Origin of the sequence: Grimontia sedimenti (genome assembly GCF_011045095.1) — a bacterium.
Lineage (GTDB): Bacteria > Pseudomonadota > Gammaproteobacteria > Enterobacterales > Vibrionaceae > Enterovibrio > Enterovibrio sedimenti.
This window is the reverse complement of sequence record NZ_JAALDL010000004.1, coordinates 277,340-292,597: the sequence shown is the minus strand read 5'-3', so window position 1 is coordinate 292,597 and position 15,258 is coordinate 277,340. Positions and strand designations below refer to the sequence as shown.

14 protein-coding genes are annotated in these 15,258 nt (G+C 49.7%); 11 read left to right on the top strand and 3 right to left on the bottom strand.

Annotation, left to right across the window (positions count from 1 at the left end; translation table 11 throughout):
- Positions 1 to 320: 320 nt before the first annotated feature.
- Both aceB and aceA read left to right on the top strand, forming a co-directional pair.
- Positions 321 to 1,928 carry a malate synthase A gene (gene aceB, locus G5S52_RS08330; RefSeq protein ID WP_165012703.1) on the top strand — a complete coding sequence of 536 codons (1,608 nt, stop codon included), beginning with the start codon at positions 321 to 323 and terminating at the stop codon, positions 1,926 to 1,928.
- A 36-nt stretch (positions 1,929 to 1,964) separates the two neighbouring features.
- On the top strand, positions 1,965 to 3,269 hold the full coding sequence (gene aceA, locus G5S52_RS08325; protein ID WP_165012701.1) for an isocitrate lyase: 1,305 nt from the start codon (positions 1,965 to 1,967) through the stop codon (positions 3,267 to 3,269).
- 180 nt (positions 3,270 to 3,449) lie between these two features.
- On the opposite strand, the gene G5S52_RS08320 is transcribed toward aceA, so the two are convergent.
- Positions 3,450 to 4,046, bottom strand: a complete 597-nt coding sequence (locus tag G5S52_RS08320) for an acyl carrier protein phosphodiesterase (protein ID WP_165012699.1) — start codon at positions 4,044 to 4,046, stop codon at positions 3,450 to 3,452.
- 67 nt (positions 4,047 to 4,113) lie between these two features.
- Positions 4,114 to 4,563 (bottom strand): CBS domain-containing protein, encoded by a 450-nt coding sequence (locus G5S52_RS08315; protein WP_165012697.1) that lies wholly within the window; start codon positions 4,561 to 4,563, stop codon positions 4,114 to 4,116.
- A 193-nt stretch (positions 4,564 to 4,756) separates the two neighbouring features.
- Between G5S52_RS08315 and G5S52_RS08310 the strand changes: the two genes are divergently transcribed.
- The 7 genes from G5S52_RS08310 to secF all read left to right on the top strand — a co-directional run bounded on the left by G5S52_RS08310 (position 4,757) and on the right by secF (position 12,700).
- Positions 4,757 to 5,728 (top strand): serine protease, encoded by a 972-nt coding sequence (locus G5S52_RS08310; RefSeq protein WP_165012695.1) that lies wholly within the window; start codon positions 4,757 to 4,759, stop codon positions 5,726 to 5,728.
- A gap of 199 nt (positions 5,729 to 5,927) precedes the next feature.
- On the top strand, positions 5,928 to 7,007 hold the full coding sequence (locus tag G5S52_RS08305) for a S1 family peptidase (protein WP_165012693.1): 1,080 nt from the start codon (positions 5,928 to 5,930) through the stop codon (positions 7,005 to 7,007).
- Between the two features lie 107 nt (positions 7,008 to 7,114).
- Positions 7,115 to 8,170: a tRNA preQ1(34) S-adenosylmethionine ribosyltransferase-isomerase QueA gene (queA, locus tag G5S52_RS08300; protein ID WP_165012691.1), complete on the top strand. Its 1,056-nt coding sequence runs from the start codon at positions 7,115 to 7,117 to the stop codon at positions 8,168 to 8,170.
- A 148-nt stretch (positions 8,171 to 8,318) separates the two neighbouring features.
- Positions 8,319 to 9,446 (top strand): tRNA guanosine(34) transglycosylase Tgt, encoded by a 1,128-nt coding sequence (tgt, locus tag G5S52_RS08295; RefSeq protein WP_062660575.1) that lies wholly within the window; start codon positions 8,319 to 8,321, stop codon positions 9,444 to 9,446.
- 81 nt (positions 9,447 to 9,527) lie between these two features.
- Entirely contained in the window at positions 9,528 to 9,857 is a 330-nt protein-coding gene (gene yajC, locus G5S52_RS08290; RefSeq protein ID WP_002536925.1) for a preprotein translocase subunit YajC, read from the top strand.
- Positions 9,858 to 9,883: 26 nt separating this feature from the next.
- Entirely contained in the window at positions 9,884 to 11,737 is a 1,854-nt protein-coding gene (secD, locus tag G5S52_RS08285) for a protein translocase subunit SecD (protein ID WP_165012689.1), read from the top strand.
- A 12-nt stretch (positions 11,738 to 11,749) separates the two neighbouring features.
- On the top strand, positions 11,750 to 12,700 hold the full coding sequence (gene secF, locus G5S52_RS08280; protein ID WP_002536928.1) for a protein translocase subunit SecF: 951 nt from the start codon (positions 11,750 to 11,752) through the stop codon (positions 12,698 to 12,700).
- Between the two features lie 180 nt (positions 12,701 to 12,880).
- Here secF and suhB read toward each other — a convergent pair whose 3' ends face one another.
- Positions 12,881 to 13,684 carry an inositol-1-monophosphatase gene (suhB, locus tag G5S52_RS08275; RefSeq protein ID WP_002536929.1) on the bottom strand — a complete coding sequence of 268 codons (804 nt, stop codon included), beginning with the start codon at positions 13,682 to 13,684 and terminating at the stop codon, positions 12,881 to 12,883.
- Positions 13,685 to 13,869: 185 nt separating this feature from the next.
- Here suhB and trmJ point away from each other — a divergent pair, with 185 nt between their 5' ends.
- Together trmJ and iscR are read left to right on the top strand one after the other, a co-directional pair.
- A complete protein-coding gene (gene trmJ, locus G5S52_RS08270; RefSeq protein WP_165012687.1) occupies positions 13,870 to 14,601 on the top strand; it encodes a tRNA (cytosine(32)/uridine(32)-2'-O)-methyltransferase TrmJ in 732 nt (243 codons plus the stop codon).
- Between the two features lie 110 nt (positions 14,602 to 14,711).
- On the top strand, positions 14,712 to 15,236 hold the full coding sequence (gene iscR, locus G5S52_RS08265) for a Fe-S cluster assembly transcriptional regulator IscR (RefSeq protein ID WP_002536934.1): 525 nt from the start codon (positions 14,712 to 14,714) through the stop codon (positions 15,234 to 15,236).
- Positions 15,237 to 15,258: the final 22 nt, after the last annotated feature.

Genomic DNA, 15,258 nt, shown 5'->3' with positions numbered 1-15,258 from the left:
CAAGTTGACTCGAAAAGTAATTTAATTTCGTAAGTGCTTACAAAAATCGCACTAAGGGATGAGAAAGTCACAAGCGGAAGAACAATCTGAGATTCGTTTTAATTTAGTGTTTTGAGTTAAAACTCTATATTTTGTAAATTGTTGATATTAAATGATTTAAATGATTTAAGACTTAAGTCTAACGCCTTTGGTAGTGTTGACGGGTGAAAATAAATACGCCAGTTTAGAAGGGTGTTTCGGCGATAAGAAAGCAATCGAAGCAGTAAGGGAATAATTGATATTGTTGTGATTTAGTTACAAATGGAAATGGAGGGCATTTTATGGATTCACAAGCACAACAAGCTTTAAAGGAATTGTCGTTTGTTCCGCCGATCACTGAGATGGAATCTGATGTACTGACTGATGAAGCGCTCTCTTTCATCCTGAAACTTGCCACCCGCTTTGCGCACCGTGTACCAGAACTGCTGGAAGCCCGAGAAGCACGTCAGGCGCAATTTGATGCGGGTGCCACGCCTGACTTTCTGCCTGAGACGGCAGAAATCCGAAACGGTGACTGGCGTATTCGCGGTATTCCTGAAGACCTACAAGACCGCCGCCTGGAAATCACCGGCCCGCCAGAAAGGAAAATGGTGATTAATGCTCTGAATGCCAACGTAAAAGTATTCATGGCAGACTTCGAAGATTCATTCTCGCCGGTTTGGGGGCCTGTGCTGCAAGGCCAGCGTAACCTGACCGACGCGATTAACCGCACTATTTCTTACAACAACCCAGCGACAGGCAAACACTACGCCCTCGGCGATGACCCATCGGTGCTGATTTGCCGTGTTCGTGGTCTGCACCTGAAAGAAAAGCACGTGCTGCTGAATGGTACGCCGATTCCTGGTGCGCTGCTGGATTTCGGTTTGTATTTCTTCCGCAACCATAAAACCTTGCTGGAAAATGGCTCTGGTCCTTATTTCTACCTGCCAAAACTTCAGGCGCATCAAGAAGCTGCATGGTGGAACGACGTGTTCTGCTTTGCGGAAGATGAGTTCAATCTGCCTCGCGGCACCATCAAGGCAACCGTGCTTATCGAAACACTGCCAGCAGTGTTCGAGATGGACGAAATCCTGCACGCGCTGAAAGACCACATTGTGGCGCTGAACTGCGGCCGTTGGGATTACATCTTCAGCTATATCAAAACATTCCGTAACCACCCAGACCGCGTTTTGCCGGATCGTCAGGTGGTGACGATGGAAAAACCTTTCCTGAACGCGTATTCGCGTCTTCTGGTGAAAACCTGTCACCACCGCGGTGCGATGGCAATGGGTGGCATGGCGGCGTTTATCCCGTCAAAAGACCCAGAGAAGAACGCCTGGGTTCTGGACAAAATCAATGCGGACAAATCGCTGGAAGCCAATAACGGTCATGACGGTACCTGGGTGGCTCACCCTGGTCTGGCAGACACGGCGAAAGCGGTTTTCGATGCAGCGCTCGGCGAGCGTAAAAACCAACTCGATGTCATGCGTGAGCAAGACGCACCTATCACAGCCAAAGAGCTCACAGAGCCGTGTGAAGGTGACCGCACCGAGGAAGGCATGCGACATAACATTCGCGTGGCGGTGCAATACATCGAAGCTTGGATTTCGGGGAATGGATGTGTGCCTATCTATGGCCTGATGGAAGATGCGGCGACGGCGGAAATCTCCCGCGCTTCAATCTGGCAATGGATTAAACATGAAAAATCGCTCAGCAACGGCAAAACCGTTACCGCAGATTTCTTCCGCGCCTGTCTGGCCGAAGAGATGGAGGTGCTGAAGCAGGAACTAGGGGAAACCGTATTCAACGGCGGGAAATACCAGCAGGCGGCCAGTTTGATGGAGCAACTGACCACCAGTGATGAGCTGGCAGATTTCCTGACGTTATCTGGATACGAATTGCTGGACTAATTACCGATTTATCAAACATTGAGAGAGGGAAGCACAATGACTCTGACAAGACAGCAGCAAATTGACGCACTGAAAAAAGACTGGGCAGAAAATCCGCGTTGGAAGAACGTGAAACGTACTTACACGGCGGAAGAAGTGGTTGCCCTGCGTGGTTCATTCGTACCGGAGCAGACCATTGCCCAGCGCGGTGCTGACAAGCTATGGGAACTGGTTAACGGTAGCGCGAAGAAAGGCTACGTGAACTGTCTTGGCGCATTGACCGGTGGTCAGGCTGTCCAGCAAGCAAAAGCAGGTATCGAGGCGATTTATCTTTCAGGTTGGCAGGTCGCTGCGGATAACAACACCGCGTCTTCTATGTACCCTGACCAGTCACTTTACCCGGTAGATTCCGTACCAGCAGTGGTTAAGCGCATTAACAACTCTTTCCGTCGTGCTGACCAAATCCAGTGGTCTAAAGGTGGCACGCCGGAAGAAGGTACCGATTACTTCCTGCCAATCGTTGCTGATGCAGAAGCAGGCTTCGGTGGTGTTCTGAATGCTTACGAGCTGATGCGTTCGATGATTGAAGCGGGTGCAGCGGGTGTTCACTTTGAAGACCAGCTGGCATCGGTGAAGAAATGTGGTCACATGGGTGGTAAGGTGCTGGTTCCTACCCAAGAAGCCGTTCAAAAACTGGTTGCAGCACGTCTTGCTGCCGACGTTGCAGGCACCACCACCCTTGTGATTGCGCGTACTGATGCGAACGCTGCAGACCTGCTGACATCTGATTGTGACCCTTACGATAAAGACTTCATCGAAGGCGAGCGTACTTCAGAAGGTTTCTACAAAGTTCGTGCGGGTATCGATCAGGCGATTTCACGTGGTCTGGCTTACGCACCATATGCTGACCTTATCTGGTGTGAAACCGCAACGCCGGATCTGGAAGAAGCGCGTCAGTTCGCTGAAGCTATTCACGCACAGTACCCAGATCAACTGCTGGCCTATAACTGTTCGCCTTCGTTCAACTGGGAGAAAAACCTGGACGCGCCAACCATCGCGAAGTTCCAGCAAGCACTGTCAGACATGGGCTACAAGTACCAGTTCATCACTCTCGCGGGTATCCACAACATGTGGTACAACATGTTCGATCTGGCGCACGCTTATGCGCAAGGTGAAGGCATGCGTCACTACGTGGAGAAAGTACAGCGTCCTGAATTTGAAGCGGCTGAGCGTGGTTACACCTTCGTTGCTCACCAACAGGAAGTGGGTACCGGTTACTTCGATAAGATGACCAACACTATTCAGGGCGGTAATTCTTCTGTGACAGCTCTGACAGGTTCTACCGAAGAAGACCAGTTTTAAAGCGCTACCCTAATCGGGCAGATAATCCAGCCATACCTATCGGCCCGATTACTTTATATAACATGCAAAGTCCTTAGCTGTTCATGGGCCGGAGAGCCCAGGGGTGTACTGCCCCTTATCCACGCTTTGAGCGACCTTCGGGTCGCTTTTTTTGTGCCTGTGATTTGAGGCTACTGAGAGTTAAGGCTGGTGTTTAAAATCGCGAGCAGCGCTGAGCACATCTTTATAGATAGAGGGAAAGGCATCCAACAATATTTGTCGATGAGCAACTAAGGTTTCTGCTGTCTCAGCCAGCGGCCCCATCCGAGGGCTTCGGGCTGACATTCGCTGTAAAGCAAAGGGCAGGGTGTTGATATCTGCATAAGAGGGGATCCAACCTTCCCGCCACATTTTATCTGAGAGAAAAAGATATTTTTCCGGCAGCGGATTGGGTTCTTGCTGAGTTACGGTGCGGCAGTCTGTCTCGGCGCGGGCGATAAACTCATCGAAACGGACGTCATTGAAGGCATCCCAATGATGGACTAGCGCATGATCCCAGAACATATCGAGAGCAATCGCGCTGAACCGGTAAAGGTGTTTGGGAAAGAGCGCGCGGCAGGGCTTGATGGCTTCATGGCTGTCGACGAAGCGATCCACAAACCGGTGAAGATAGATGGCCTGCGTTGTCTCTGGCAGAAATTTACCGTCGGGTTTTCCGCGAACAAAATCTGCCATCAGGTTTCCCATCAACTGGCTGTTGCAGTGCTTGGCAATGTGTAAATGCGCCAGATAATTCACGCGCCCTCTGGAACTTTCCTTGAAACGGAAGGCTTAGCCTATCTCAAGTGGCACGTGTTTGTCGCTATCAGACCACTTCTTCCTCTTCTTCCATCGGCTCTGTTTCTTCTTGGATCTCCAAAAGATTGATGGCGATGGCGACGAAATCGCTGTCAGTGATAATACCAACCAGTTTGTCGTCCTCAACGACTGGTAAACAGCCAATCTTACGTTTCTGCATATATAGCGCAGCCTCTTTGAGCCCAGCACACGGTGACACCGTATATAAAGAACGCTTGAGGAATCGCGACAAAGGCGCTTGCATGGGATCGTTATCGCCAACTGCTTTTTCCAGACTGGATGTTTGAGCAGCGAGGACATCACGCTGTGTGACCAGACCTTCTAGTTTTCCTAAAGCACTGACGATAGGAATGTGGCGAATACGGCGGGAATCCATCAGGCACTTTGCGTCAGATATCTTATCCTTAGAAGAGAGCGTGATGGGGTCGGAACTCATCATGTCATTAACGGTAAACATTCTGCCTCCAGAAACACATAGAATTAGTAAGGCTATATCTCGAATGTAGCTAAAAAGGCAGGGACTTTAGGTGACGACATTCAAACTTCCATCCGGAAATGTGAGATGGTCACCTAGGTTGTTTCAAGCAGTAGCAACGCACCGTGGTGCCATGGCGCCGAACAACACTTTTCTGTTTTAAGGGGCGATGATAATGCGCATGAAACTCGCAATACTATCCTTACTTTTTTCATCATTTTTGGGTCAGGCCGCAGAGCCGTCTCCCAATGTTGTTGGTGGGACAGATGCTTCCATCAGCGATGCCCCCTGGCAGGCATTTATCAGAATTGGTAACGCTTTTTGTGGCGGGGTGGTGATCTCTTCGCGCTGGATTCTAACCGCGGCACACTGCCTTGATACTGCTGACGACGATGATCCTTTTTCATTGGCGTCCGCAAATTCAGTTTCCGTCTACACGGGAACAGCGGAAATCAATGGGGCAAACTTTTCGTCTTTTCAATCTTCCGTTGAGTCTATCTATGCCAACAGCAGCTACGACAAAGACACACTGCAAAACGATATTGCCCTGGTAAAACTTTCCTCGGATGTTCATCCCAATGCCTCAACCGTGGTGTTGCCCAATGACACGGTACAAGCGGCTGTCGATGCAACAGGAAACCTCAACAACAATGATATGCAGCTAACTGGCTGGGGTTATACGGACACCGGACGAAGCCAATCGACCACAACACTGCAAAAAGCCACGCTCTCCGCACTGACAGATGCCAGTTGCGCTTCTGCGTGGGGAACAACTCTGACTGATGTGTCCGATTACCAATCTAAGTACTTCTGTGCTCAGGCAAGCGGTGTTGGTGCTTGTAACGGAGACTCAGGCGGCCCACTAATTTGGTACGACCCTTCCCGCGCTAGCGATGCAGACGGTGGCGCAACCCTGATAGGTTTGGTGAGCTTCGGTGTAGCTTCACAGTGTGCGTCGCCGACGGTTCCAGACGTTTTTACCCAGGTTGCTACTTACATCAGTTGGATTTCCAACTGCCAAAGCGGAAGCTGTGCAAGTCGATCGTCGACCGTGGTGCAAGCGTCTGATGGGGGAGGTGGGGGAACTATGGGGTTATTGTCTCTGATGATTTTCATTGTCGCTCGGACTCTCCGAACTCGACGATGAATATAATCTGCATCTGATAATCTGATAATCTGATAATCTGATAATCTGATAAGGTTTTGAATATGCGGTATTGTCTCTGGATTGAGAATGCGCTGTAAAAGTACAGGTTTTTAGGTTCTGTTCTTCCAATACCCTTGCCTTTGATGCTTTTCTGGATAACCTCGACCATTGAGACAATAACTCATGGAAGAGGTTAGTGATGAAACGTCAGTTATTGGTAAGTTCAGCATCTCTTTTGGCGTTAACTGTTTGCCCAGCCATTGGTGCGGCAGAAGATAAAACCCCCCGAATTGTAAACGGTACGTATGCTTCAATTGAAGCAACACCGTGGCAAGCATTCCTTACTATTGGAAATCGGTTCCAGGGATTCTATTCCTGCGGCGGCATCATTATTTCCGACAACTATGTATTAACCGCTGCGCATTGTGTTGATGGTTTCAGGGCCGATGACATTAAGGTTTTTGCAGGCTTTGAAAGTCAAGAATATGCTGGCGTTGGTGTTTCAGCCTCTGCTGTCACAATGCACCCAGCCTACGAAGACATTCAGTTTACGGCTGATGTAGCCCTTGTAAAGTTAGCCTCAGCGTTACCTTCTACTGTTAAACCAATAAGACTTCTTTCGCCGACAGAGCAGTCGGAAATGGATACAGAGTTTAATGGTGCGGCTAATCAGAATCTTTACGTTTCAGGTTGGGGAGCCACAAGTACTAACGGTGATTCTAGTCAGTATTTGCGGAAAACGTACTTGAATGGTGTGAGAGACCTTTCTTGTAGTTGGGTGAATGAATTTGGTTATGATCAAAACTTAGCTGATGCTTATGTCTGTGCTAATGAGACTTTCACCACCGGTATTTGTTCTGGAGACTCAGGTGGCCCTCTGGTATGGCAAAATAAGAATAATGCCGGCGATGCTGACATGGGATATCGTGCAGTCGGTGTTGTGAGTTTTTCGAGTGCGGGTTTTGGTTGTGGCAGTCCATCAGCAGAAGATGGTTTTTCACAGATCAGTACGTATTACAACTGGATAAACCAGAACATGGACGGTGGCTATACGGAACCTACTCCGACGTTCACACAAGACATCTTTGATCAAAGCGTCAACTATAACCCTTTTGATAACCCACCAATTGTTCCTGTTTATCCGGGAAGTAACGGAGGGGATGATGGCGATTCTGGTGGAGCCACACCACCAACGGGTAGCAGCGGAGGTGGCGGCTCTTTTGGCTGGCTGGCATTCCTTTCCATGGGACTTCTGACTTTCCGTCGCCGACTGTCATAACTCCTCACAATTTGCCCGCTGGAATTGCAGCGGGCAAGCCCCATCCTGCTTGATATTGCAGCACAGCGGCCTATACTAGCGGGCTGCTGTAGAATGGGGCTTTTTCGATGCAAGTATCCGATTTTCATTTTGACCTTCCTGACTCGTTGATCGCGCGTTATCCGCAGGCTGATCGCACTGCAAGCCGTTTGCTGCAACTGAACGGCAATACCGGTGAGCTGAGTCATAAGCAATTCACTGACATCCTTGATCTTGTCGAGCCAGGTGACTTGATGGTGTTCAATAACACCCGGGTGATCCCTGCGCGCGTCTACGGCCGCAAAGCGTCCGGTGGCAAGATTGAAGTGCTGGTGGAGCGTATGCTGGATGAAAAGTCGATCCTTGCACATGTTCGCGCTTCTAAGCCACCCAAGCCGGGTACTCAGTTGTTCCTGGGTGAAAATGACGAGTTTGAAGCAGAAATGGTTGCCCGTCATGATGCGCTTTTTGAAATTCACTTCAGCGGCGAGCAAGCTGTGCTTGATATCTTAAATCAAGTTGGCCACATGCCGTTGCCGCCTTATATCGATCGCCCTGATGAAGAATCGGACAAAGAGCGTTACCAAACGGTTTACAACGAAAAACCGGGTGCAGTCGCAGCACCAACAGCAGGTCTGCACTTTGATGAAAACATCCTTGCTGCTCTCAAAGAGAAAGGCGTAGAAACAGCATTCGTGACTCTTCACGTTGGCGCGGGTACTTTCCAGCCAGTGCGTGTCGATGACATTAATGATCACGTGATGCACTCTGAATATGCTGAAGTGCCGCAAGAAGTGGTAGATGCAGTTCTGGCAACCAAAGCGCGCGGTAACCGGGTGATTGCAGTAGGCACCACGTCAGTCCGCTCACTGGAAAGTGCAGCTCAGCATTCAAAGAATGAAGGCACTGAATTGAAGCCTTTCTTTAACGATACCCAGATTTTCATCTATCCGGGTTACGAATGGCAGTTGGTGGATGCATTGGTGACGAACTTTCACCTGCCGGAATCGACGCTGATCATGCTGGTGTCTTCTTTTGCAGGCTATGACCACGTGATGAATGCCTATCAAGAAGCCGTGAACAATGAATATCGTTTCTTCAGTTACGGAGATGCGATGTTTGTCACCCGCCAGACTGAGGTATAATCAGACGCTGGCTTTACACCGCATCGCCTTTGGGGATGAAGGTGACTCCAAATTCAACTGGCTGTCAGCAGATTTGCGACAGCCAGTTTTGTCTCTGTGCGACAGGCACATTAGCGCCAGACTGTTTCTCTGGCATTTCGGAGGTATCGTGAAATACGAACTGATTAAGAAAGAAGGCCGCGCGCGTCGTGGTCGTCTGGTTTTTGAACGCGGCACTGTTGAAACCCCAGCATTTATGCCAGTGGGTACTTACGGCACCGTAAAAGGGATGACACCGGAAGAAGTGGCTGATACTGGCGCACAAATCCTTCTGGGTAACACTTTCCACCTATGGCTGCGTCCTGGTCAGGAAATTATGCGTGCCCACGGTGACCTGCATGATTTCATGAATTGGCAGGGTCCTATTCTGACCGATTCAGGCGGTTTCCAGGTATTCAGCCTGGGTGCAATGCGCAAAATCACCGAAGAAGGTGTGCATTTCCGCAACCCTGTAAACGGTGACAAGATTTTCATGGACGCAGAAAAGTCGATGGAAATCCAATACGACCTGGGTTCTGACATCGTGATGATCTTCGACGAATGTACGCCATACCCGGCGACACACGAAGAAGCGAAAAAATCGATGGAAATGAGCCTGCGTTGGGCACAGCGTAGCCGCAACCACTTCGACAAAATGGGCAACAAAAATGCACTGTTTGGCATCGTTCAAGGGTCTGTCTATGAAGACCTGCGCGATGTGTCAGTCGAAGGCCTGACCAACATTGGTTTTGATGGTTATGCGGTCGGTGGTCTTGCGGTGGGTGAACCAAAAGAAGACATGCATCGCGTTCTGGAACATACCTGTCCCAAACTGCCGGAAGATAAGCCACGTTACCTGATGGGCGTAGGTAAACCGGAAGATTTGGTGGAAGGTGTTCGCCGTGGTATCGACATGTTCGACTGTGTCATGCCAACGCGTAACGCGCGTAACGGTCACCTGTTTGTGACTGGCGGTGTGATCAAGATCCGTAATGCGAAGCATAAAAGTGACACAACTGCACTGGATCCAGAGTGCGACTGTTACACTTGCCGCAACTACAGCAAGGCGTATCTGCATCATCTTGATCGCTGTAACGAAATTCTGGGCGCACGCCTCAACACCATCCACAACCTGCGTTACTACCAGCGCCTGATGGAGAGTTTGCGTAACGCTATTGACGAAGGTAGATTAGAGACCTTTGTTAAGGAATTCTACGAACGCCGTGGCCGTGAAGTGCCACCGCTGAAAGAAGACTAAGAATTCTCGCCTCGCCAAAAGAGTGCTTTCGGTGAGGCGAAAATCTAGAAAATGTTCATATTGATACGAGGACGTTACTGAATGTTTATTTCTCAAGCTCATGCAGCAGCAGAAGGCGCACCACAAGGCGGCGGTATGCAGCTATTTATTATGCTTGGCCTGTTTGCCGTTATTTTCTATTTCATGATTTACCGTCCACAGGCGAAACGTGTGAAAGAGCACAAGAACCTGATGGCATCAATGGGCAAGGGCGATGAAGTTCTGACCGGTGGCGGCCTGGTGGGTAAAATCACCAAAATTTCAGATGACAACGACTTCATCGTTATCGCACTGAGCGACAACAACGAAGTGACCATCAAAAAGGATTTTGTGACTGCAGTTCTGCCAAAAGGCACCATTCAGTCGCTGTAAACCCATAGCCATAAAGGATCCTAGCAGTGCTAAACCGTTATCCTTTGTGGAAGTACATTATGGTGGTGTTGGTCATTTTTGTCGGCGCCCTTTATGCACTTCCCAATATCTACGGTGAAGATCCAGCGGTTCAAATCACCGGGGCGCGTGGCGCCTCGGTTGATCTCTCCACACTGGACACCGTCAAATCTTCCCTCGAAAAAGATAAAATCTCTTATAAATCCATTGCGCTAGAAAACGGCACTGTACTGGTTCGTTTCTCCGACACTGATAATCAGATTGAAGCCCGTGACGCTCTAAACAGCGAACTGAAAGAAGACGGTCTGATTGTTGCGCTTAACCTTGCTCCTGCAACGCCTGATTGGCTGGAAGCCATTGGTGCTAACCCAATGAAACTGGGTCTGGACCTCCGTGGTGGTGTGCATTTCCTGATGGAGGTGGACATGGACGCGGCAATGGAAAAACTCCTCACTCAGCAGGAAGATACCTTCCGTACTGAACTTCGTGAAGCCAAAATCCGTTACCGCGGTATCCGCGTGGGTGGTGAGGACAACATTGAAGTGATGCTGCGTAATGAAGCGGACATGGATGCTGCAGAAAGTGAACTCGCTAGACTGCACCCAGATATGGTGTTCACCACCGATAGTGCCCGTTTTGCCGTTTCTGCGAAATTCACTGAGGAACGTCTGCAGGAAATCCGTAACTACGCCGTTGAGCAGAACATTACAATCCTGCGTAACCGTGTGAATGAACTGGGTGTTGCAGAACCACTGGTACAACGCCAGGGCGCAAGCCGTATCGTGGTTGAGTTACCGGGTGTTCAGGACACGGCACGTGCGAAAGAAATTCTGGGTGCGACTGCAACCCTGGAATTCCGCGAAGTGGATGACAGCGCCGATCCGGTTGCTGCGGCTGCTGGCCGTGTTCCACCGGGCAGCGAAATCAAATACACCCGTGACGGTCGTCCGGTTGTGCTGAAAAAACGTGTGATTCTGGGCGGTTCAAGCATCACTGATGCGAGCTCAAGCTTTGATGAATACAGCCGTCCGCAGGTAAACATCTCGCTGGATAGCGACGGCGGCAGCAAAATGGCAGCGTTCAGTAAGAACAATGTCGGTAAGCTGATGGCGACGGTATTTGCGGAATACAAAGACAGTGGTAAGCGTGATGAAAACGGCAAGATTATCCTTTCCAAACATGAGGAAGTGATCAACCAGGCAACGATTCAGACCGCACTGGGCCGTAACTTCCGTATCACGGGTATCGACTCTCAAGCTGAAGCACACAACCTTGCACTGCTGCTACGCGCAGGTGCTTTGATTGCACCAATCTCTATCGTTGAAGAGCGCACCATTGGTCCATCAATGGGTCAACAGAACATCGATATGGGTATCAAAGCCTGTATCTGGGGTCTGCTGGCGGTCATGTTGTTTACGCTGGTTTACTACCGTCGTTTCGGTCTGTTTGCGAACTGTGCACTTGCGGCGAACATCATCCTGATCATCGGTGTGATGTCGATGATTCCAGGGGCGACAATGACCTTGCCGGGTATCGCAGGTATCGTTCTGACAGTGGGTATGGCGGTTGATGCCAACGTCCTTATCTTTGAGCGTATCCGTGAGGAGCTCAATGAAGGGCGTAATCCTCAGCAAGCGATCCATCAGGGCTATGCGAACGCATTCAGCACCATTGCCGATGCGAACATCACCACACTGATCACGGCAATCATTCTGTTTGCTGTGGGTACAGGTGCGGTGAAAGGCTTCGCTGTGACACTGTCGATCGGTATTCTGACGTCTATGTTTACTGCAATTATCGGTACCCGTTGCCTGGTTAACCTGGTGTACGGCGGTAAGCGCATTAACAAGCTGTCGATTTAAGGAGGCATTAAGATGTTTCAACTATTAAGGCCTGACTTTAGCATCGACTTTATGCGTTGGTCGAAGCCGGCATTTTTCCTGTCGGTTGTGATGATTGCCGCTTCGATTTTCAGCTTGTCTACCAAATGGCTGAACTGGGGCTTGGACTTCACCGGCGGTACGCTGATTGAAGTGGGTTTTGAGCAACCAGCAAACCTGCCACTGATTCGCGAATCACTGGAAGCAAAAGGCTTTGGTGATGCGATCGTTCAGAACTTCGGTACTGCACGTGACGTGATGGTTCGTCTTCGTCCACGCGAAGATGCGCAGGGTGAATTACTGGGTAACCAGATCCTGGATGCTATTAAAGAAGGTACGGGTCAGGCAGTAGAAATGCGCCGTATCGAGTTTGTTGGCCCGAATGTGGGTGACGAACTGACAGAAGCAGGTGGTCTGGCGATATTGGTATCGCTGATCTGTATTCTGCTGTATGTCTCTTTGCGATTCGAGTGGCGCCTGGCGGCGGGTGCAGTTGTTTCTCTCGCACACGACGTGATTATCACGTTAGGTATCTTTTCGTTCCTGCAGATTGAAGTTGACCTCACCATCGTCGCAGCATTGTTGACCGTTGTCGGTTACTCACTCAACGATACTATCGTTGTTTATGACCGTATCCGTGAAAACTTCCGCAAGATGCGTAAGGGCGATGCCGACGAAATCGTGAACGCGTCAGTGTCCCAGACATTGAGTCGTACCTTGATTACATCAGGCACAACCTTATTCGTAGTGATTGCGCTGTTCCTTCAAGGCGGCGCCATGATCCACGGCTTTGCGACTGCATTGCTGATTGGTATCACTATCGGTACTTACTCGTCTATCTACGTGGCTTCTGCGCTGGCGCTCAAACTGGGTATTACCCGCGAGCACCTGCTTCCACCGCCACCGGTGGAAAAAGAAGGCGAAGAATTCGACAGTATGCCTTAACAAAAAACGGAGCCGATTGGCTCCGTTTTTCTTTGAGGTCCTAGGGCCTAGGAAAAGCAGGTCCTAGGAAGAGCAATAGGACTAGATATATGGTTCTAACGGCTTAAACTACCCGGTGCTCCTAACCCCCAAACAAAAACGGCGTCCCGAGGGACGCCGTTTTATTGATTCCAAAGAATCTTATTTTTTCATCGCTTCATTCGCGTTGTCGCGAATTTTCGCCAAAATACCTTTCAGTACTTTAGGGTTTGCAGTCACGATGTTGCCTGACTGAACGTAGTCAGTACCGCCAGCGAAGTCAGTACAAATTGCACCAGCTTCACGGGCAATCAGTTCACCTGCAGCGATATCCCAAGGTTTCAAGCCCAGTTCGAAGAAACCATCAACGCGGCCAGCTGCTACATAACACAGGTCAAGAGCGGCAGAACCAGTGCGGCGGAAGTCGGCGCAGTCTACAAACAGTGCGCTAACAACTTTGATGAAGCCTTCTGAGTGTTGCTTGGCTTTGAATGGGAAGCCAGTTGCCAGAACGGTACCGTTCAGATCTTTTGCAACGCCTACACGGATACGCTTGCTGTTCAGCTGCGCACCTGCGCCACGCTGAGCAGAGAAAAGTTCGTTACGGATTGGATCGTAAACACACGCAACCTCGGTACGGCCTTTAATGCGCAGAGCAATCGACACAGAGAAGTGCGGGAAGTTTTTAACGAAGTTAGTGGTGCCATCCAGTGGGTCGATGATCCATTGGTAATCAGTGTCTTTACCTGCAACCACACCGGCTTCTTCAGTCACGATGTTGTGTTCAGGGTAAGACTTCTTGATTACGTCGATAATGATTTGCTCAGCTGCTTTGTCGATGTTAGTGACAAAGTCATTAGAACCTTTCTGAGTCGTTTCAACGTTATCAGAGTTCTCAGCAGATTTAGCGATAAAGTCGCCTGCCTTTCGCGCTGCGCGAATGGCAATATTTAGCATAGGATGCATACGAATTTCCCAACGGATGTTAAAGAACGGAAAGCGGCGGCGAGTATATCAGAGCTGAACCAAAAGGGAAGCGGTTATTTTTTGTTCGCTCGTCTTCTATGACGGGCTGTAAAAAGGGTAAAACAAAAGCTGCTGTGTTAGAATCCGGCGGCTTTTCTTCCTCAAAGTAAATCAGTGATAGCGAAATGTTAGAAAATATTCGAATTGTGCTGGTAGGCACCACGCATTCAGGCAACATCGGTTCTGCTGCTCGGGCAATGAAAGTGATGGGGCTGAAACATATGGTGTTGGTCGCGCCTGATTGTCAGGTCGACGGGCAGGCGATAGCGCTTGCTGCCGGTGCTAGTGATATTGCTAACAACGCGCGTATCGTTGATACAGTGGAAGAAGCGGTTGCTGATTGTGGCTTGGTGATTGGAACCAGTGCCCGTAACCGTTCACTGGAATGGCCAATGCTGGATTCCCGCGAATGTGGCGTTAAAGCCATTGAAGAAGCGGCCCAATATCCTGTGGCATTCGTGTTTGGCCGTGAGCGTACGGGTCTGACAAATGAAGAACTTCAGGCGTGTCATTTTCACGTGGCTATTCCTGCTAACCCAGAATATAGCTCGCTGAACCTAGCCATGGCGGTGCAAACCCTTTGCTACGAAGCGCGAATGGCTTGGCTGGACAGTCAGGCATATAAAGGGGAAGTGAAAGAGCAGCCTTACCCGCTGGCTGAGGATTTGGAGCGTTTTTACGCTCACCTTGAACAGGTTCTCGATACTACTGGTTTTATCAATAAATCTCATCCGGGCATGGTGATGACTAAATTGCGTCGCTTGTTTAACCGCGCAAGACCGGAAAGTCAGGAACTGAATATTCTTCGTGGTGTGCTCTCTTCGGTTGAAAAGCACCACAAAGAGAAGCAAAAATAACCGCTTTAAATTTATGGCTAAAAGCTTGACTAAATTAGTAGGTTAAATACTTGACCCTTTTAGTCGGGTATGTCAGACTCAGTGCATTACTCGCTCACAGGTAGGATGTTATGAGACTGACTTCGAAAGGCAGATATGCCGTTACTGCGATGCTCGATGTCGCGCTGCACTCCGAGATGGGGCCTGTGCCTCTAGCTGATATTTCAGAGCGTCAAGGGATATCTCTGTCATATCTGGAGCAACTTTTCTCGCGCCTTCGTAAAGCAGGCCTAGTGTCCAGTGTACGTGGTCCAGGTGGCGGCTATCGACTCGGCGTGAATGCCAATGAAATTGCAGTCGGCATGGTGATTGCCGCTGTTGATGAATCGGTCGATGCGACCAAGTGTCAGGGCAAAGGCGATTGCCAAGGCGGAACACGCTGCCTGACGCACACGCTATGGCGTGACCTTAGCTCCCGTATCAGCAGCTTTTTGAATGACATTACGCTCGGCGAACTGATGCAAGACAACGAAGTCAAGCATGTCGCGGATCGTCAGGACTCCTCACTTGAGTCCTCAACAATTGTTAGACATGGTTTAAACTCCAGTGGCAGTGAAAAGCCAGCCACCACTTTGGGTGTGAATTTTCGCTCGTAACCAGTCTTGCCGGAGTACTTGG

Bases quoted from the DNA above. Each gene is read 5' to 3' on its own strand.
- G5S52_RS08315 (WP_165012697.1), bottom strand. From the start codon at position 4,563: ATGTTTACCGTTAATGACATGATGAGTTCCGACCCCATCACGCTCTCT.
- suhB (WP_002536929.1), bottom strand. From the start codon at position 13,684: ATGCATCCTATGCTAAATATTGCCATTCGCGCAGCGCGAAAGGCAGGC.
- yajC (WP_002536925.1), top strand. From the start codon at position 9,528: ATGTTTATTTCTCAAGCTCATGCAGCAGCAGAAGGCGCACCACAAGGC.
- aceA (WP_165012701.1), top strand. From the start codon at position 1,965: ATGACTCTGACAAGACAGCAGCAAATTGACGCACTGAAAAAAGACTGG.
- aceB (WP_165012703.1), top strand. From the start codon at position 321: ATGGATTCACAAGCACAACAAGCTTTAAAGGAATTGTCGTTTGTTCCG.
- iscR (WP_002536934.1), top strand. From the start codon at position 14,712: ATGAGACTGACTTCGAAAGGCAGATATGCCGTTACTGCGATGCTCGAT.
- queA (WP_165012691.1), top strand. From the start codon at position 7,115: ATGCAAGTATCCGATTTTCATTTTGACCTTCCTGACTCGTTGATCGCG.
- secF (WP_002536928.1), top strand. From the start codon at position 11,750: ATGTTTCAACTATTAAGGCCTGACTTTAGCATCGACTTTATGCGTTGG.
- trmJ (WP_165012687.1), top strand. From the start codon at position 13,870: ATGTTAGAAAATATTCGAATTGTGCTGGTAGGCACCACGCATTCAGGC.
- G5S52_RS08305 (WP_165012693.1), top strand. From the start codon at position 5,928: ATGAAACGTCAGTTATTGGTAAGTTCAGCATCTCTTTTGGCGTTAACT.
- G5S52_RS08310 (WP_165012695.1), top strand. From the start codon at position 4,757: ATGCGCATGAAACTCGCAATACTATCCTTACTTTTTTCATCATTTTTG.